The organism is uncultured Piscinibacter sp., assembly GCF_937952055.1.
Taxonomy (GTDB): Bacteria; Pseudomonadota; Gammaproteobacteria; order Burkholderiales; family Burkholderiaceae_C; genus Piscinibacter.
Map to the genome: position 1 here is coordinate 430559 of NZ_CALFYO010000021.1, position 19089 is coordinate 449647.

General features: G+C 67.8%; 14 protein-coding genes and 2 tRNA genes. 7 read left to right on the forward strand and 9 right to left on the reverse strand.

Translation table 11 applies throughout. The features are described 5' to 3' along the window. Positions 1-75 precede the first annotated feature (75 nt). Positions 76-3828 carry a DUF748 domain-containing protein gene (locus Q0599_RS16300; RefSeq protein ID WP_298831515.1) on the reverse strand — a complete coding sequence of 1251 codons (3753 nt, stop codon included), beginning with the start codon at positions 3826-3828 and terminating at the stop codon, positions 76-78. A gap of 93 nt (positions 3829-3921) precedes the next feature. Between Q0599_RS16300 and Q0599_RS16305 the strand changes: the two genes are divergently transcribed. The 4 genes from Q0599_RS16305 to Q0599_RS16315 all read left to right on the forward strand — a co-directional run bounded on the left by Q0599_RS16305 (position 3922) and on the right by Q0599_RS16315 (position 6386). Then, positions 3922-4737, forward strand: a complete 816-nt coding sequence (locus Q0599_RS16305) for a YdcF family protein (protein WP_298831518.1) — start codon at positions 3922-3924, stop codon at positions 4735-4737. Positions 4738-4983: 246 nt separating this feature from the next. Beyond that, positions 4984-5280, forward strand: coding sequence for an Arm DNA-binding domain-containing protein (locus Q0599_RS26210; RefSeq protein ID WP_367180958.1), 297 nt, complete (start codon positions 4984-4986; stop codon positions 5278-5280). After that, positions 5169-5768, forward strand: a complete 600-nt coding sequence (locus Q0599_RS16310) for a hypothetical protein (RefSeq protein WP_298831521.1) — start codon at positions 5169-5171, stop codon at positions 5766-5768. Before Q0599_RS26210 ends, Q0599_RS16310 begins: the two co-directional genes overlap by 112 nt. Positions 5769-5816: 48 nt before the next feature. Beyond that, entirely contained in the window at positions 5817-6386 is a 570-nt protein-coding gene (locus Q0599_RS16315) for a tyrosine-type recombinase/integrase (RefSeq protein ID WP_298831524.1), read from the forward strand. Positions 6387-6932: 546 nt separating this feature from the next. Here Q0599_RS16315 and Q0599_RS16320 read toward each other — a convergent pair. After that, complete coding sequence (locus tag Q0599_RS16320; protein WP_298831527.1) at positions 6933-7799, reverse strand: dioxygenase; 867 nt, start codon at positions 7797-7799, stop codon at positions 6933-6935. A gap of 650 nt (positions 7800-8449) precedes the next feature. Between Q0599_RS16320 and Q0599_RS16325 the strand changes: the two genes are divergently transcribed. After that, the gene (locus tag Q0599_RS16325; RefSeq protein ID WP_298831530.1) at positions 8450-9739 is read left to right on the forward strand and encodes a nitrate/nitrite transporter; all 1290 of its coding nucleotides are present in this window, start codon (positions 8450-8452) and stop codon (positions 9737-9739) included. Positions 9740-9764: 25 nt separating this feature from the next. Next, entirely contained in the window at positions 9765-10007 is a 243-nt protein-coding gene (locus Q0599_RS16330) for a hypothetical protein (RefSeq protein ID WP_298831532.1), read from the forward strand. 796 nt (positions 10008-10803) lie between these two features. Here the strand turns inward: Q0599_RS16330 and Q0599_RS16335 are convergent. Beyond that, positions 10804-13947 carry a S8 family serine peptidase gene (locus Q0599_RS16335; RefSeq protein WP_298831535.1) on the reverse strand — a complete coding sequence of 1048 codons (3144 nt, stop codon included), beginning with the start codon at positions 13945-13947 and terminating at the stop codon, positions 10804-10806. 398 nt (positions 13948-14345) lie between these two features. Between Q0599_RS16335 and Q0599_RS16340 the strand changes: the two genes are divergently transcribed. Next, positions 14346-15377: an AAA family ATPase gene (locus Q0599_RS16340; RefSeq protein ID WP_298831538.1), complete on the forward strand. Its 1032-nt coding sequence runs from the start codon at positions 14346-14348 to the stop codon at positions 15375-15377. A gap of 193 nt (positions 15378-15570) precedes the next feature. Here Q0599_RS16340 and Q0599_RS16345 read toward each other — a convergent pair. From Q0599_RS16345 to pal, 6 genes are all read right to left on the reverse strand, one after another. Further along, positions 15571-15646: transfer RNA gene (locus Q0599_RS16345), tRNA-Lys, on the reverse strand. 19 nt (positions 15647-15665) lie between these two features. Continuing rightward, positions 15666-15741 (reverse strand) — tRNA-Lys (locus tag Q0599_RS16350). A gap of 38 nt (positions 15742-15779) precedes the next feature. Beyond that, on the reverse strand, positions 15780-16562 hold the full coding sequence (locus Q0599_RS16355) for a tRNA threonylcarbamoyladenosine dehydratase (protein WP_298831541.1): 783 nt from the start codon (positions 16560-16562) through the stop codon (positions 15780-15782). Beyond that, positions 16559-17674, reverse strand: coding sequence for a YeeE/YedE family protein (locus Q0599_RS16360; protein WP_298831544.1), 1116 nt, complete (start codon positions 17672-17674; stop codon positions 16559-16561). Before Q0599_RS16360 ends, Q0599_RS16355 begins: the two co-directional genes overlap by 4 nt. 55 nt (positions 17675-17729) lie before the next feature. Then, on the reverse strand, positions 17730-18509 hold the full coding sequence (gene ybgF, locus Q0599_RS16365) for a tol-pal system protein YbgF (RefSeq protein WP_298831546.1): 780 nt from the start codon (positions 18507-18509) through the stop codon (positions 17730-17732). A 13-nt stretch (positions 18510-18522) separates the two neighbouring features. Then, entirely contained in the window at positions 18523-19077 is a 555-nt protein-coding gene (gene pal / locus Q0599_RS16370) for a peptidoglycan-associated lipoprotein Pal (RefSeq protein WP_298831549.1), read from the reverse strand. Positions 19078-19089: the final 12 nt, after the last annotated feature.

Genomic DNA, 19089 nt, shown 5'->3' on the forward strand with positions numbered 1-19089 from the left:
ATACACGGCTACATACGAGGGGAAGTCCCAGGCTGTTCCATTGCGGAACAGCCTGGCGCGTTGATCGCGTCGAGATCAGCGGGTGGACAGCGAGAGCTGCACGCGCGGCGTCCAGGCCTTCTCGTCCTCGCCCGAGCCGCGCAGCTTCGGCGCGGCGAGGAAGAGGCGCTCTCCCGGCAGGCCGCTGGCAAGCAGCGCGTCGCGCACCGCCAGCCCGCGCTGCAGTGCGAGCTCGCGCATCGCGTCCGTGCTCACCGCAGTGTGCGCCTTCAGCAGCGCCTCCATCTCCGGGCCGGGGATGTCGCGCGCGAAACCGAACGCGTTGCGCGGCTTGTTCGGCAGCTCGGTGGCGCGGTAGACCGTCTTGAGCATGCGCGCGCGCGTCTCCGCATCCAGCGCGGTCAGCGCATCGGCATCGGCGGCGGAAACGCCGTCACGCAGCATCTCGCGCCTGCGCTCGGCGAGCAGCCGCGCCTCGAGCGCCGCCTGCCGGAAGGCCTCGCGCTCGCTGACCGGATCCGCCGCGCCTGTCACGGTCATCTTCAGCGCCTCGCGTTCGACCAGTGCCTTGGCCACCTTGTCCAGCGTACTGCGGCCGGCATCGCTGAGGAACGCCGTGCCGGGCCGGAACTCGACCAGGCTGAGATCCTCGCCGCCACCACCGGCGAGCAGCGCGAACGGCGCGGTGAGCGCCTTCACGAGCAGGTTGCCGATCACCTTGATCACGATGCCGAACACGCTGAACTGCGGGTCATTGATCGAACCGCTGATCGGCAGGTTGATGTCGATCACGCCGTTGCGATCCTTCAGCAGCGCGACCGCCAGCAGCACCGGCAGCTTCGTCGCGTCGGGCGAATCGACCTTGTCGCCGAAGGTCAGTTGGTTGAGGATGACCTGATTGCGCGCCTCCAGCCTGCCGTCGGGCGAGATCTTGTAGGCCACCTCCATGCTCAGCTTGCCGCGCTCGATCGCGTAGCCGGCGTACTTGCCGGCATAGGGTGACAGCGGCGCGAGCTCGAGGTCGGTGGCCTTGGCCTGGATGTCCAGCGCCAGCGGGTCCGCGGTGGGGTTCAACGAGCCGCGGATGTCCAGCAGCGCAGTGCCGGCAGCGCGGCCGCGCAGTTCCAGCGTGGCCATCTCGCGCGTGCCGGAGCGGAACGCGCCCAGCGTGCCGTTGAGCTCGGTCAGGTTGGCGCTGTAGTTGGGGCGAATGAAGCGGTCGCTGAAGTCGATGCGGCCGCTGCTCAGCTTCACGCCGCCGACGGCGACAGCGATCGGCAGTTCGCTGGTCCCGGGCGCCGACGCGGCGGAGGCCGACGCCGGGGCGGCCGACGCCGTGGCCGCGGGCGCACTGGCAGCGCCGTCGGCTGCGGCCACGCTGCTCAGGTTCAGCCGTCCCTGCTCGGTGATCACCAGACGCGCGAAGAAATCACTCAGCGCCGCCTCGCGGATCTCCAGTTGCGGGGTGCTCGCGGGCACCATCGCGAAGCGCAGGCCGTCGAGCTGCAACGACTGCCAGGCCAACAATTCGTCGCCGCCGCCCGACGCCGACGCGGCACGGGTGTGCACGCGCACGTCGGACAGCCGCGCGTCGCCGCTCGCATTGATCGCCCAGCCCGCCGGGGCGGCCCGCACGTCGAGATCGCCCTGCCAGGCAGCCTCGGCACGCAGCAGGCTGACCGGCAGCTGCTCGGCGAAGTAGGGCTCGAAGGCATGCACCGGGAACCGGTCGACGCGCAGCCTGCCCTTCGCGCTCAGAGGCTCGGCCAGCAGGCGGCCATTCCACTCGACGCTGCCGGGCGCCGCTGCCGACTGCCCCGCCGCGGTCACGCCGGCCACGCGCGCGCCGAACTGCACGCGCGCCGGCGCGCCGCCGCGTGCGGGCCAGGTGAAATCCTGCACGCGCAGGTGCACGGCCGCGGCATCGATGCGCAGCGGAGTGTCCGCAGCGCGAGCGGACGCGAAGGCATCGCTCACGCGCACGCGCCCGCCGTCGAGTTGCAGCTCCTTGAGACGCACTGCCCAGGGCGTTGCGTCCGCAGCGCTCGCGGCAGCCGCAGGTGCGGAGGGCGCCGCGTGCGGCGTCAGCGACAACAGGTTCCAGTTCCCGCGAGCGTCACGCACCGCAGTCACCGCCGGCCGCGCCAGCACCACGCGCGCGAGCTCGAGCTCGCGCGCGAGCAGGTCGATGTGCGCCCCGGACACCGTGATCTGCTTCAGTGCCACCTCGTCGCGCACCGCCCGACCGCTGCCGGACACCAGCCGCAGGCCGTCGATGCCGGCGTCGTCGATGTGGAGGCTGGCACGCGGCGCATCGGCGCCGCTTCGCCAGTCGAAGCGCCCCTTCAGCGTGGCGCGGCCTTCGAGACGCGGCAGCAGCACCTGCGCCACGTAGGGCGCCAGCTCGGGGAGGTTGAGGTCGCTCAGCGCCAACGTCCCGCTGGCCTCCCCATCGCCGACCTGCGCCTCGACGGCGAGTTGGCCCGCCGGCGGCGCCTGCGCCGCCTGGCTTCGCAGGGTGGCGACCAGGTTCACCGGCGTGCCTGCACGCATCGGCCAGACGATCTTCCCGGCCTGCACGCGGATCGCGTCGAACTGCAGCGCCGCGGCCGGCCGCGTCGATGCATCGTTCCAGCGCACCCTCGCGTCGTCGACATCGACCTGCTCGATGCTCGCCTGCCAGGCCGAACCTGCCGCAGCGCCGGACGTCGCGCCGGACGCCGGCGCGCTGGCGGCGGCCGCCACCGGGGCTGCGCCGCCGCCCAGGCGCCGCAGGTTCAGCACGCCGTCGGCTGTCCGACTGAGGTGCAGGTTCGCACCGTCGAGCTTGACGGGCCCGAGCGCCACACGCCGGGCAAACGGCTGCACGTCGCGCAGCGCGATCTGCAGGTGCCGCCAGTCGAGCAGCGCAGTACCTTCGGCGTCGGCGATGGCGAAGTTCTCGAGCCTGGTGCTGCCGCTGACTGCCATGCGCGGGTCGGCGCCCTCGGGCAGTTCGAAGCGCAGCGCCACGTCCGCGGACAGCACGCCGCGCTGCAGGCGCAGGGGCAGCGATGCGGGCAAGTAAGGTGCGTAGTGGGCGAGGTCGAGCCCGGCGACGGCCATCTTCAGCTCGCCGCTGTGCTGTGCGGCGAAGGGCGTGGCCTGTGCGCCGCTGTCGAAGGCCGCGCCGTCGAGCTTGAACGCGACATGCGGCTCGACGGTCACCTCCAGATGCGCCGGCAGGCTGGAGATGAACGGCAGCGAGACCTGCAGCGAATCGACGCGATGCACGCGCCGCGCCGGCCGGTCATCAAAGGTCAGCGCGGCATCGCGCAGCCGCAGGTTGTAGAGCGCGAATCGCGCCGGCTCGCTGTCGGCCGGCACTGACGGATCGGAGACGAAGCGGGCCAGCAGATCGTCGATGTCGTACTGCCCTGGCGCCAGTCGCGCGACGTGGATCTGCACGCCATCGAGCTCGATCGCGGAGAACACGGGCGCGCGCCGCCACAGCGAGGCGGCGTCGGCATTGACGTAGGCGCGTGACCAGCGCAGCAGCGGCTGCTCGCTGCCGGCGGAAGGGCCGACCTCGAGGTCGCGGACCGTCAGTTCCAGGCTCCAGGGCCGGAAGTCCACCTCAGCGAGGCTGACGCTGCGGCCCAGCAGCGCGGACAGCCGTCCCTGCGCCTGCGACTTGAGGATCGGCGGCACGGCCAGCCAGGCCAGCGCCCACAGCGCCAGCAGCACCGCCATCGCAATGGCCAGCCGCCGCGGCCAGGCGCCAAGCCGCGACAGCGCCAAGCCGGAGGCTGCGGCGACACGCCGGGAGACTGCGGAGTCGGCACCCATCGAACCTCCATTGCGGTGAAGCCGGCATCATGCCGCGCCGCGCGACTGCCGCACAATCGCCGCTCCCCTTCGCCGGCCACGCTGTCGCCCCCCTTGAACGACCTGTTCGTCCTGCTCGGCCTGTCGTCGTGGAAGCCCTTCCTCGGCGCCTTGCTGCTCCCGCCGCTGCCCTTCATCGCGATGATGCTGGTGGGCACGCGACTCGCAAGCTCGAGGCGCAAGCTCGGCTGGGCCGTGGTGCTCGCCGGCGCGGCGATGCTGTGGGCGTCCAGCACGACCGGCATGGCGCGCGTGCTGTCCGAGTGGCTGCTGCGCCCGCCCGGCGCCCTCGGGGCCGAGCGCATCGCGGCCTGGAAGGCGGCGGCGAAGACAGGCGAGCCGGTGGCGATCGTCGTGCTGGGCGGCGGGGCCAAGGGACTGGCTCCGGAATACGGTCTGAGCAGCCTGACCGATCGATCGATGGAGAGGCTGCGCTACGGGCTGTGGCTCGCGCGGGAGACGGGTGCGCCGGCAGCCTTCAGCGGCGGCATCGGCTGGGCGCAGGCGCGCGAGCTCTCGACCCCCGAAGCTCAGATCGCCGCCCGCATCGCGGCTCAGGAGTTCAGGCAGCCGCTGAAGTGGATCGAGGACCGCTCGCACGACACGCGCGAGAACGCGGCTTACAGCGTGAACCTGCTGCGGGCGCAGGACATCCGGCGCGTCTTGCTCGTCACGCACCAGCGCCACATGCCGCGCGCGATGCGCGCCTTCGAGGAGGCGGCCGCGGGCAGCGGCATCACCTTCGAGGCTGCGCCGGTCGACGTGCTCGGACCGGTTCGCTCCCTGCGCAACTGGATGCCTTCGACCAGCGGCATCGTGGTCACGCGCGAGATCATGCACGAGTGGCTGGGCCTGCTGTTCGGCGCATGAGCCGGGCTTGCCAAAGACGAAACGGGGCGCCTGCCTGCGCAAGCGCCCCGTTGATTGATTGGTGGGCCCTGTAGGATTCGAACCTACGACCAACGGATTAAGAGTCGGCCAGAGTGGGGCCGCATGCCGTCTTGAGAAATTCCGACCATCGCGCTGGAACCCGCCTGAATGCTTGCTCTCCGACCGATGGGCATCCAGAATCGTCCCATCGCGTTCACATGCAGCCACCCTGCTATGGCCCCTCGTATGGCTCCGCAATCTGCGACCACAGCACCTGGCCGACCGCTTGGTCGGGTTGCCGCCAGGGCGCTCACCGATGCTGCCATCCGAGCCCTGCGCAACGGGGAATCAAGGACAGACGGCGCCCTGCCGGTAGGGGCCGGGCGACTCGTCGTGGAGTGCCGAAAAGTCCGCGGGAGCTTGAGGCGTAGTTGGATCTTCCGCTATCGATCGGCCAGCCACAACGACAAGCTTCAGCTTGGCGACTACCCCGCGGTCAGCCTCGAAGAGGCCAGAGGCAAGGCCAGGCCAGGCCCCCCATAGAGAACATCAAGCAAGGCGTCAACCCGAGGATTGCCGCATACGAGGAACGAGCGGCGACCGTTCAGGCCGAACGGGAAAAGGCTTCGCTGGGTTCGTTTCAATCACTCCTTGATGCCTACGTCGCCCACCGCAAGGCCAAGGGCAAGCCTTCAGCACGCGACGTGGAAGCGACCTTCAAGCGCTACGTGCTGAAGCCCTGGCCCGAGCTCGGCCCGCTCCCAGCTCGCGCGATCACTCCCGAGATGATTCGCGACGTCTTGGCACGAATGATCAAGGCCGGGATCGGCCGGCAAACGAACATCGTCCGCGCGTACCTGCACGCAGCCTTCGTGCACGGGGCGCACTCCGACCTCGACCCGAGGCGCGCTGCCAACCAGGGCTCCACATTCAGGCTTGCCGGCAATCCCGTGCACCTGGTGCCCCGCATCGTCGACTTCGAGAATGCGCGGGATCGAGTGCTGAGCGATGACGAGTTGCTGCATCTGTGAAACGGGCTCGACGACACCGGCCTCGCCCTTGCAGCCACCGTCCGCTGCTTGATACTTCTCGCCGGACAGCGATTCCGCCAGTTGCTACGGGCCGTGTGGACGAACTACGACCCGAACACTCAGACGCTCCGCCTCGCCGACCCCAAGGGCAAGCGCCTCAAAGCGGTCGACCATGTTCTGCCGGTCAGCACGAGCGTTGCGCGAGAACTGGCAGCGCTGAGTTCGCTCCGCGGCGAAGGTGACTTCATCTTCTCCAGCTCCGGTGGCGTCAAGGCGATTCATCACACCACGATCAGCGGTGAGATCCGCGAAGTGGCGCGTAAAGGCAAATCAAGCGCCGGATACAGGCCCGGGGACCTTCGGCGGACCGCAGAGACGCGACTCCAGGCGCTGGGCGTTTCGCGCGATGTTCGTGCCCAATTGCTAAGCCACGGCCGCTCGGGCGGGGTCCAGGCAGAGCACTACGAACGACACGACTATGTTGCCGAGAAGACGGCTGCGCTCGCTCTATGGGAGCGTCACCTCAAAGGAGTCACGTCGCCCGACATGAACAAGGCCGCTGCGGCGGGTCGCGAGATCGGCGGGAGCGCAGCGGCCGAGTCAATTGCGATTGCGTAGCCGAAGAGGTTGACGCAGAGGTGGCGAGTCGACCTGCTGGGGAGCGCCGTCCCGCAGGCTGCAGAAGGCGGCTTGGCGGCGGTTGCTGCCCGTCACCCGGGCGTGCCCATCGCGCGCTGACCGTCACCAAGCTGCCGTTCGGACCAAGCACCTACGCGGGCGCGACTGGCCGCTGCCTGAAGCGAAGCGGTCGAAGGACCCCGGGCGTCAGTCCAGGTTGTGGCTGACCGCTTCCGTGCGCCGCGTACTGGAGGTCTCGACCCAAGCCTGCCCATCGCGGAGCTCCAAAGCAGTCGGACAGCAGACCATCGCTCTTCCCGCTTCGCAGCCATAAAGCGGCCCTTCGTGATCTCACACACCAGGCCGTAGCAGCCAGTCAAATCGGATCCAAGCTTCATCGAGAGCAGCTCTTGGCGCGCAACCACGCAACCTGTCATGACCAAGTCTGTTGGCCATCGCGTGCTCGTCACGCATTGACCCGCCGGCTGGCGGCAAAGTCATCGCGATGAGGTGGCTTCGCTCCTCTACCGCTTGGGTCCGACCACCTCACTCCGATGTGTTGGATCGTGGCGCCGACGCACGCGCCAACACGAATCGATGACGCAGCGTGTGCCGTGCCTGGTCGTCGTCGCCACGGCACCCGAAGTCTGCGATCAGCGACGAGCGCACGCCGAACACGACGTCGGAGTCGAGGTAACTGTCGCCGTCGTGGAACAGGTGTGTGATCAGGGTCGCGAACCCCGGCGCGCGGATGCGGAAATGAATGTGCGCCGGGCGCCACGGGTGGCGGCCGGTGGCCAGCAGCAGCTCTCCCACCGGGCCATCCGTGGGTACCGGGTAGGACGTGGGCAACACCGAGCTGAAGCGCACTTTGCCATCAGCGTCGGTGAGGAAGACGCCGCGGGCGCGACGCCTTTCGCCGAGTTCGGGCCGCTGCACGTCGTACAGGCCGTCTTCGTCGGCCTGCCAGGTGTCAACCTCGGCGCCGACGACAGGCTGACCCCGTAGATCGACCACCTCGATGTCCACATCGAGCGGCCTGCCGGGTGCGCCCAGCGCGATGTCTGCGCCGCTGTCGCAGCGCGGTGCATCTTCGACGTGAAACGGGCCGAACACGGTGGCCTCTGTCGCACCTTCGGGCCACGACTGGTTCATGGCCACCGTCAGCATTGACACACCGAGCACGTCGGACAGCAGGATGAACTCCTGGCGTTTGTCGTCACATTTCTGGCCGGTGGCGGTTAGAAAGCGAATGGACTGTTCCCACTCGCGTTCGGTCAACCGCACGTCGCGCACGAAGCCGTGCAGGTGGCGGATCAGCGACGTCATCACCTCCTTGAGGCGCGCATCCTGACAATCGCAAAGCCGGGCGATGACAGCGTCGGTGATGTTGTGCTCATCGATATTGCGCATTTCGATCTCCATTGAGAGCGAGCTGCCGCTGCGCAGGAAGGGACTTTGGCAACGGCAAGAATCGACAACTTGGAGCCGATGGTGTCACAACCCTTGAGCGACCGCTTTTGGGTCGGCACACGACTGACCGCTTGCCGAGTTCACCGCCGCAGAGCAGTCCTTCGACGTGGCCGCCCCGGGAGCAGTCTGTCGTGAGGGGGCGGACTCGACCCAAATCGGCCCGTCGGACTTCTCCGAAGCTGCCCGTCGTTCCGCGCCGGCACTTCGCGCTTCGCATCCACAAAGCAGCCAGTCGTGACTACCGGCAGCCGGCCAGGAGCCGCCGTTTACCGCCGGCCGCTTCGCGGCGGGTCAACATCATCGCCACTGTCCTGGGGCGGCCGGTGCTGCAATCGCAGATGCTGCCCACAATCCGGGCACGCGGGCCGATGTCGCACAACGTGGGCTCAGCAGAGCCTGCCGTCAGATACAGGCCGCCAGCGGCATCCAGGGTCGGCTCGGGATCACGAGCCTGGGGCCGCGCGTGAGGCATGCCCAGACCAGGATCACTAGCCCTGCACCAGGGTTAATCCTGCTTTGTGAATCGCATCTGGACCGGCCACACGGTGCTCCAATATTCTGCACAGCGGCGCTTGGGGAGGGGCGCAGGCATGCAACAAGAGCAGCAGGATCCATCCCGCGATGGGGCGGTGCGTGCCGAGCCCCATCGCGTGGCCTACACGCTCGACATCTCGCTGGCCGCTGCGGACCGGGCTACCGCTGTGCTGCTCAGCGTCGGCTATGCCGTCGCGCTTTTCCATCGCACCGCCTTCCAGGCCATCGCGCCGCAAGTGGGCGCCGAGTTCGGGCTGAGTGCGGCTGCTACCGCCGATCTCGCCGCAGTGTTCTTCTGGACCTACCTGGCGATCATGATCCCCACCGGCCTGCTCACCGACGCCATCGGCGCGCGGCGCGTTGCCGTGCTCGGGTGCGTCGTCTCGGCCGCTGGGTCGTTCCTGTTCCGCATCGGTGACTCGATCGTCGAACTGACGTTGGCACGCGTGCTGATCGCCGCCGGCTCGCCGGCCGCCTTCGTGGGTCTGATGCGTTTCGTCGCTTTGACCTTCCCTGAGCGCAGGGCCACGTTCTCGGGGCGGGGCATCCTGCTGGGCAACGTCGGCGCGGTGTGCTCTGGTGCGCCGCTGGCCCTGCTGCTCGGCGTCGTCGTCTGGCGCGACATCTGGCTTGGCCTCGGCATCCTGTCGCTGGCCCTGGCGGCAGCGCCTTTCCTGCTCGGGCGGCACATGCGCCCGCGCAACCCGCGCGTGACGCCCCCGCGCGACCCTTGGCGCGAGCTGATCACGTTGTTGGGCTCGCGTAGCGTGTTGCTCGGCGTCGCGCTCCAGGCGGGGTTGGCTGGCACCTTCTACGCCTTCGCCAACGTGGTGGCGCCACGGTGGCTCGAGGCGGGTGGCTTCGAGCCGGTCGCTGCGGGATGGATGATCTCGATACTGATCGCTGGCTACGGCCTCGGCGCCGCGTTCTGGGGTTGGATTGGCGACCGCGAGCACCAGCGCACGCGCGCCTTGTTGGTCGCGGGCCTGCTGGCCATGCTCGGGTGGGTTGCGGTCGCCTGGCTGCCGGTGTCCGGTGGCGCAGCGGTCGCGATGCTGTTCCTGAGCATTGGGCTGGTCAGCGGCGCCTTCGTGCTCATCTACGCCCTCATCACCGAGCGCCATTCGCCCAACCATGCCGGCGGCGTTGTTGCCTGCGTGAACTGCGGCATCCCGCTGGGCGCCGCCCTGCTTGCCAGCAGCACCGGGCGACTGAGCGACACGGCGGCGCCATGGCTGCTGTCTGCTGCCAGCAGCGTCACGGTGTTGGGCGCCTGCGCCCTGCTGAACGACCGCCGCCGACGCCCGCGCGCTTCCGCCCGCGACCCTGCCGTCGAGCGCCACTGAGCCGGATCCGCGGGGAACTCCCGCGGTGCTGACCCTCACAGGCGGGATGCCGCGCGAGACTATCGACGGCTTCAGCCACCACGCCGCGATGTGCTCCGAAGCACTCGATCGCAGCCGGCTGGTACAGCCATATCGCTACATGATCCGCCCGGCTCCGTCCAATGATCGGGAGCAGTGCAACGCCGCCGGGCGGATGGAGTTGAAGCTCAAGACGCCGTGGCGCGACGGCACCACGCACCTGGTGATGTCCCTGGTGGAGTTCATGTAACGACATATCGATGGGCCGCTTTGCGGCATTGAGTTCTGCGAGGGCTACGTCAACTGAGGGTCGGCTTGAGCCGGCCAGCCCAACGGACTCATCGCCGGATAGCCGACGTTAGAGGTTCGCCGCTCGGAAGCCGCCGCTCGCTGGCGACTCAGTTCGACCCATCTCGGTCGTTCGCGTGAACGAGCACAGCCACGAACTTGCAGCGGATGCTGTCGTCCGACCGTCCACGCCGAGAGGGCAAGGTCGGTCACGTCGCGGGCGCGGACGTCTGCGGTCATGTGTCGTGCGGCCGACCGCTGCCGGGGTGCTGCCGACATTCGCGAGGTGCCTGAGCACAACCCACTCACGCACCCAACCCAATGCAGAATGACACGCTATCGAACTGAGTACCAACGAGCAGACCCTCAACGCCCCGTCGATAACGCGTGCCTGATGGGACGAAGCGGCTGCAGCTAGGCTGCTTCAGCAGCAATGGTTCTATATGCATTCGCGGTCATCGGCATTCTCACGCAGAGCGGCGTCCAGACAGACTTAGAGCCTGAACTGAACCAGATCCGATTGGGCCTGCCCCAGGCTAGGGCAATCTGATCGTGCGCGCTTCGTTCGCGTCCACATCGACGTGAACCATGCACGTGCGGCCCCGCCATTCGGTCAGTCTCCTGCGAGGGGCGAGTCGCCTCGGGAATTTCGTGCCTGACGGCGTTCGCCGCCGATGCGCGATATCGCTCAGTACCTGACAACAAGAGTGCCCCGTACCAAACGAGGTACGGGGCTGACGGCCAGGAAGTGCTACTGACTACGGCGTCACCAGGATCGTCTGCGCCTCATTCTTGCGCCGGCCGTCGCTGTAGAACAGCAGCAGACCCGATTGCGACGGCGACGCCGTATCGCCGCCCGCGACTGACTGCACCGACAAGGGGCTGCTGCCGCCGGCCGGCACGGTGACGTCGGCCGCCGTGTAGCGCGGCGTTCCCGGCGTATACGTCATGTTCTCGACGTAGTCCGTCAGATTGCCGGTGAAGTAGTTGTCGAAGGCATAGATGCTGAACGTGATCTTGCTCGACGGGGTGATGCCGAGGAAGGACATCGGCACCGTCAGCACCGCGTTGGCCGAGTTCAGGTCGGCGCCGGTGAAGAAGAACACGCCGGAGGCGCCCGTAGCCAGATTCACCACGCCGACGACGTTCTGACCGCTGCTAGCGAAAGCACCGTTCTCGAGGTTGTAGGCGACGAAGTCCGGTGAGCCGTCGCCGTTGGTGTCGATATAGATGTCGAACTCGGCGGGATAGTTCGGGTGCGCGCGCTCGCCGAAGGTGTTGATCGCGAACTGCAGGTTGGCGCCTGCGGCCCGGACGCCCACCGATTTCAGGTCGATGACGGCAAAGTTGTCGCCGGCGTCGGGATAGGTCGACACCGGCACGCGCCCGCTCGTGCCCGTGAGCGAGAACACCGACACGTCGCTCGGCGCCGCCCCCTGGTTGGCCAGCGTGAGGCTGCCGCCCGCGGCGACCGAGGTGCTCGACGGCACGATGTCCGACGACTTCTGCGGCAGCACGTGCCAGGGCATCGTGATCGTGCCGGTGCCGTCGGACAGCGCCAGGTAGCCGTCGAACTCGACCGACTGCAGCCGCGGGCCGTTACCGCCCTGGCTGCCGCCGTTCAGCGTCCAGGCCGGCAGCTTGGACGCGTCGACGCGCAGCTGCACATTGAAGCTGGCGCTGCCGTTGCCGGGCACCGAGATCGAGGCCGGCGCGTTCACGCTGACCGCACCGCTGGCCTCATCGTCCGCGTAGCGGAAGCTGGGCGCGATCGACAGCCTGCGCGTGCCCGCGCCGTAGTTGTGCACGGTGACCTTGCGCGTGAGCGTGCTGTTCTTGGTGGCCGAGGTGTAGCCGAACGACAGGCTGCCGGTGAGATCCTCAGTATCCCAGGCCGCAACGGTGGATGCCAGCGCGCGGTCGACGCGCACCTCGCCCGCGCCGATGCGGGTGATGGGGGCCAGCACGCCCGGCAGCGTGGCCGGGTTGGTGAGGATGTTGGTCTCGGCCGAATTCATCAGCGCAGCCTTGATCTCGGCCGGTGAGCGGGTCGGGAACGCCTGCACGAGGATGGCCGCGGCGCCCGACACCATGGGCGCGGCGCCGGAGGTACCGCCGAAGGCCTCCGTGCCCGTTCCCGTGCCGGCGATGGCCGAAACGGACGCACCGGGCGCGCCGATGTCGGGCTTGATCGCGTTGTAGCTGTAGCTCGGGCCGCGCGACGAGGAGGCGACCATGCTGCCGACGAGCGGCACGGTGACGGCCGAACTGACGCTGGCGACGACGGCCGGGTTCACACCGGTCGCACCGAGCGCAGCCTTGATCCGATTGCCGTCCGCCTGCGAGATGATGATCGTCGGCACCATCGGCAGGTCGCCGCCGCCGAAGCTGAACGACGGGGGATCACCCGCGGCGTTGTTGGCGATGATCACCGCCAGGGCGCCGGCCTTCTGGGCGCGGTCGACCTTGAGACTGACCGAGCAAGCTCCGCGGTCGATCAGCGCGACCTTGCCGGTCGGGCTGTTGCCGTTGAAATAGGGATCGGCGGGGCTCCCGGCCGAGATGGAGTCCGCCGGGCAGCCTCGCCCCAGACGGACGACCGCGCCGCTGAACCCGGATCCGATCGGGGCCCACTCCACCGTCGCGGTATTGCTGATCGTCGACGGCGTGATCCCGGTGACGACGAGCGGGAAGGCCAAGGCGCTCGGCACTTGCGTCTGCGCGACGCTGATCACCTCCGGCGTCGACGACGGCGAGCCGACGATGTAGGGCCGGTCGGCGCTGTTGCCGGCCGACACGACGACGACGACGCCGTAGCGCACCGCGTTCGCGCTGGCCTCCGAGAGGTCGTCCTCCTTCTGCCCGTACGACGATCCCAGCGACATGTTGACGACGTCGACCGCGTCGCTGATGTCACCGTCGCCGTCGGGGTCGAGCGCGAAGTCCATCGCCTTGAGCAGCGCCACGCCATTGCACGACGTTGCGACCGCGCTGCAGACCTTCACCGCATAGACACTTGCGCCGGGTGCGACGCCCTTGTGCGTGCCGTCCGCACTCTTACCGGCGATGATGTCGGCGACGTGCGTGCCGTGGCCTTCGAAGTCGATCGGGTTCGGGTCCTCGGTGCGATCGCCCAGGGTGGGCCACTGCTCGCCGACGAAGTCGAAGCCGCCGACCACCTTGGGCGCCGTGGGGCCGAAGTAGCTGGCGCAGGCGCCGCTGGGCGCCATGTCCCTTTGGGCGTAGCAGGCGCTGTAGTCCGCCACCGTGCCCGGCCCGCCGAGGTTCTTGTGGGTGTAATCGACGCCGGAATCCAGCACGGCGACCCGCACGCCGCTGCCGTCTCTGCCGGCAATCTGCGCTGCGGCGGCGCCGATGTAGGGCACCGTATCGGCGAGATCGAGGCGGTAGGAGCCCACGGCGCGAACCGAAGTGACGCCTGGGATCTGGGCCACAGCGGACATGCGGTTGGCGTCGATCGAAACGATCACCGCATTCAGGGCCTTACTGACTCTCGCCAACTCAACACCGCCAAGCGCCCGGATCTGCGTCATTGCGTCGTCCTGCTTGCCGCGCAGGCTTTGCACGTAGGCCTGAGACTGGCTACGGCTCATGGCGCCACCGCGCTGCTTGGCGGCGGCGCCCTGCGCCTGGGCCAGCGGCGCGTCCGACAGCTTTACGACGACCTCGACCTTGCCGCTGGCCGTGGCTGGGCTAGGCGCGACAGTGCCTATGAGGCGGCTCGCCGGAGCTGTCGGCCGGCTTTGAGCTGTCGCGTAGCCTGTGAAGGCAATCACGGCAGCCAGTGCGACCAGGCTCCGCGTCACATGTGGGGTGAAATCTCGCATCGTTCGTACTCCAACAATGGTGATTGTCGTGACGTTGTCCTGCCGGTTGCCCAAGCGCCGGTGATGCCGGGCCGCGCCGCTGCTCGGGAAGTCTGAGCATTGCACTCCCGGACTGGCTCCATAGCACCCGAGGTTTCCCGTGACTGGGTCACCCTGACGGGCGCACACCCCCCCCGATCAAGGGGGGTTCGGTTGGTACTGCTGACCCAGGGCCGGGCGATCAGCCACGCGGCAGTACCGATGTCGGGGTCGAGCGCGCCGTGGTGGCGCCGTTGGTCGCGTGTAAAGGCGCATCCACGCAGGGTGATGTCACCGTCAGAGTTCAGGCAAGTTTCGATCGAAGGGCAGGCGTGCGGTGGCCAGAATTTTTGTACCGGCACCGGGTCGGGATTGCCAGTTCACCCCGTGCCCAGACGGATGTTGGTTGGCGAGCCACGCCAACAACTCGCCGTGTGCCCGCTCTTAACAGCCTCCATCGTGTAGACACGCCGTTCTCTGAGCGAAGCGCTGGCTTCGTCTGGTTCATCTCGTTCCTTGTGAAGTTCGCTCGTGTCAAGGAATCGCAGCAGCCTGTCGTGCTCCTGCTCGATGAACCTGGGCTAACGTTGCATGGCAAAGCTCAAGCCGACCTCATGCGCTTCTTCAAAGAGAAGCTGGCACCGCACCATCAAATCGTCTACTCCACTCACTCACCGTTCATGGTGCCAGCTGACGATCTTGCCTCGGTCAGGATCGTGGAAGACCAAGTCGAACTCAAAGGGCAACGACGTGTTCCGCTCGTGACCAAGATTCGGAACGACGTCTTGTCTCGTGACCCCGACACGATCTTTCCGCTCCAGGGCGCACTCGGCTACGACATGACCCAATCACTGTTCGTCGGGAAGAACACGCTCTTGGTTGAGGGGCCAGGAGACATCCTCTACATCCAGGCATTGTCGGACGCTCTTCGACGCCGAGGTCGAACAGGACTGGACACGCGATGGACCATCTGCCCGGCCGGTGGCATCGACAAAATATCTCCCTTCGTGGCTCTGTTTGCAGGCAACGCACTTCACGTTGCCGCGCTCGCTGATCAAGCCGCGGGAGACAAGAAGAAGATCGAGTTGATGCGGCGAAGCGAGGTCCTCGCTGCGGGTCACTTCCACACGATGGCGGACTTTCTTCGACGCCCCGAAGGTGACACAGAAGACTTGTTCGAGCCAGAAGTGTTTGCGGCCTTGCTGAACGATTGCTACTCGCTGGACGGAACGCACAAGCTCACCGCAGCGAAGCTCGCAGCCGCCGACGCTTCCACCACAAGGCTGCTAAAGCAAGCAGAAGCTGCGTTCAAGGTGATGCCAAGCACCATTCCAATGTTCGACCACTTCACGCCTGCGGCATGGCTGATACGGAATCCGAAGTTCACCGACGCGAAGACTGCGGCGATGAGCGCCACGCTTGATCGCGCCGAGACCGTGTTCAAGACATACAGCGACCTGCTGTGAAGGACTTGGACGAGCCCAGTGCCGGACAAAGCTGCGTAGCGCACGCCAAGACGCAAGGAGTCGAACTGGCGGGCTGGGTCTGCAGCGAGACGGCACCAGCGCAGCGCATACGCTCTGCTTACTGCGAACCCAAGAAGCAAAAAAGCACTTACTGCGCTTGCGCTGTAAGTGCTTCTTTCCAAAAGGAAATTCTTGGTGGGCCCTGTAGGATTCGAACCTACGACCAACGGATTAAGAGTCCGCTGCTCTACCAACTGAGCTAAGAGCCCGAAATCTTGCCACCTTCGGTGGTGGGTCGTGCAGGATTCGAACCTGCGACCAACGGATTAAAAGTCCGCTGCTCTACCAACTGAGCTAACGACCCGAAAAGCCTGCGATTATATAGCGGCTTGGTGCGAGCCCTCAGCTCCCGACAGCCGCACATTCTAGCGCAATCTGTGCCGCCACCATGCCGAAGGTCGCGGTGACGCTCGCTGTCGAACCGTAGCCGTGGCAGCTGAGATTGGCCTCCACGTCGCAGTCCTGCGCCGGCGCCCGCACCGGCTCGCGCGAGAACACGCAGCGCACGCCCATGCTGCCCTTGCGCTCGGCACCATGCAGCTGGCGCAGGCGCTGACGGAGCGCCGCGAGCAGCGGGTCGTGCGTCGCAGCGGCGAGGTCGTCCACCTCCACCGCCTGCGGCCGGCGCTTGCCGCCCGCCGCACCGACGACGACCAGCGATGCACGGGTGGCCAGCGACCACGCCGCGATCGCCAGCTTGGCGCGCAGCTGGTCGCAGGCGTCGATCACCATGTCCACCTCCCGGGGCAGCACGGCGGGCCAATTGTCCGGCTGCGCGAACTCCTCGACCTCGTGCACGCGGCACTGCGGGTGGATGTCGGCAATGCGCTCGGCCAGCGCACGCACCTTGGCCATGCCCAGGGTGCTGCCCAGCGCTTGCACCTGGCGGTTGATGTTCGACTCGGCCACGTGGTCAAGGTCGACCAGCGTCAACTCGGCCACGCCGCTGCGCGCCAGCACCTCGGCCGCCCACGATCCCACGCCTCCCACGCCGACCACCGCGATGCGCGCCGCGCGGATGCGCGCATAGGCCTCGTCGCCGTACAGTCGCCGCAGACCGCCGAAGCGCCGTTCCGGCTCGGCCTCGCCGGCGGTCGCCGGCAATACGCTCGTCGCGGCGCTCATGCCGAGCGCTCGACGCGCCAGAACTGGAACCTCAGCCCCGCCACCGCCCCGGCGACGATCGCCGCCACGGCCACGAAACTCGTCAGGCTGAGCGTCGACAGGCCGGAGAGCCCCTGGCCGATCGTGCAACCCATCGCAGTGACGCCACCAACGCCCATCAACGCCGCGCCGATCAGGTGGTCGGCGGTGTCCTGGGCATCACGGAAGCCCTCCCAGCGGAAACTGCCCGAGGCCAGCGCGTACGCCGCCGAGCCGACCACCACGCCGACCGTGGTGACGATGGCGATGGTCAGCAGCTTGCTCCTGTCGCTGAAGAAGATCAGCCAATCGATCGTGTAGGCCGTCGGCGAGACGAAGGTGAACGACTCCATGCGTCGAGAGTTGGTGGCGACGAAGGCCTCCTGCAGCGTGTTCGGATCTTCGGCGACGTAGCCGAGGCGTCCCGACACCCACCACAGTGCGACGACGGTCGCACCCAGGCCCAGCCCGCCGAGCAGGTTGTCGGCGCTGCGGCCCTCGCGTCGCATCAGCGCCCAGCCGAGCAGCATCGCTCCCAGCCCGCCACCGACGACCATTGCCATGGTCGTGCGTGCCGTGCCGGTGGCCGCGGCCAGGAACGAGGGCAGATCCTGCCCTGCGGCCAGCTCGATCGCCACGGCATCCACGGTATTGACCCGCAGCACCGCGGTGACTCCGCGCAAGGTCGCGAAGGCGGCGATGCCGAGCACGAAGAACACCACCAGCGACTTCAGGTTGCCGCCGCCGATGCGCACCAGCGTCTTGCTGCCGCAGCCCGAGGCCAGCACCATGCCGAATCCGAACATCAGGCCACCGATCAGCGCCGACAGCCAGATGAAGCGCGGCCCGGCATAGACGGTGTCGGCGGCCTCCAGCCAGCCCAGCGCCACCATCGCGTTGAAGCCCACCATGGCCACACCCATGGCGGCGACCCACATGCGCATGCGCGACCAGTCCCCCATGGTCATGATGTCCGAGACCGCCCCCATGGTGCAGAAGTGGGTGCGCTGCGCGATCGCGCCGAACACCACCGCCAGCGCAAAGGCGGCCCAGAGCACGATACGGCTCAGGGCCGCGAGATCGACGTCTTGCATGCCGCGATTCTATGCAGCGCCCCCGGCGCCACCCCGCTGTCGCGGCGGTTCGCGCCTACTTCAGCGACGCCAGTCGCTCGCGGCCGGCCTGCGCGGCCTCGGACTTCGGATAGGCCTGCACGAGTTCGCCAATGGTCTTGCGTGCCCCGCGCGGATCCTTCAGCTCGATCTGGCAGTTGGCGATGGCGAGCATCGCCTCCGGTGCCTTCGGGTGCTCGGGGCTCGAGGACAGCAACGAACGGAAGGAGGCGATCGCCTCCTTGTACTGACGCTGGCCGTACTGTGCATTGCCCAGCCAGAAGGTGGCCGAGCTGGCGTAGCCGCTCAGCGGGTAGCGACGCAGGAACGACGACAGGCCTGCCGAAGCCGCGACGAAATCGCCCGAGCGGATCTGCGCGAACGCCTCGTCGTACAGCCGCTTCTCCTCCGGATCGGCGAGAAACTGCTTTTCGTCCAGCGTGACGCTCACCGGCTCGAGCCTGCGGATGCGCTCGTCGATGCCGGTCTGCACGTCCTTGCTCTTGCGCTGCAGTTCGGCGACGTCGCGCGCGATCTGCTCGTCCTGGCCGCGCATCCTCGCCACCTCGGCGCGCATCGCCTCGATCTGGTTGTTCAGGTCGAGCAGGCTGCGCTTGAGCTGCGAGAGCTGGTCGGCCATCTGCGCATTCAGCTCGGCCTGCTTGGCGCGGTGCACCTCGTTGCTCTGCTCGAGCTTCTGGCGCAGGTCGAGGATGGCCTTGCGGGCCTCGTCGTCGTCGAACAGGCCGGCGTGCGCCGGCGCGATCAACGCGCCGGCCAGGCCCAGCACCGCGAACGTTCGCAGGATGACCGACATCGGCTTCTCCGCTTCAACGGTAGACGAGTTCGGCGCGGCGGTTCTTCGCCCACGCCGATTCGTCGCTGCCCTGCACCGCCGGGCGCTCCTTGCCGAAACTCACCGCCTCCATCTGGCTGTCGGCAGCGCCGAGCAACGCCAATGCGCGCTGCACGGCCTCGGCGCGCTTCTGGCCCAGAGCGAGGTTGTACTCGCGCCCACCGCGCTCGTCGGTGTGCCCCTCGATGGTGACCTTCTTCTTGCGGTCGGCGCTGAGCACCTTGGCGTTTGCCTCGACCGTGGTGCGGTACTGGTCCTTGACGACGTAGCTGTCGAAGTCGAAGAACACCACGCGCGGCAGATTGCTCATCGCGGCAGCGTCCGCCTTGGCCAGGTCCACCGGCGTGACCTGGCTCTGCGAGGTGCCGGACGACGCGCCGCCGGCACCCGCCGTGGAGCCGGTTGTGCTGCGCGACTCGACCGGTGCCTTGCCTTCGTCCAGCGGGGTGCTCGAGCAGCCCGCCAGGACGGCAGCAGCGATCAGTGCCAGCGCAGCCTTGGGCCAAGGGTTCGTGTGCGTCGCGTTCATGGAATGCTCCTC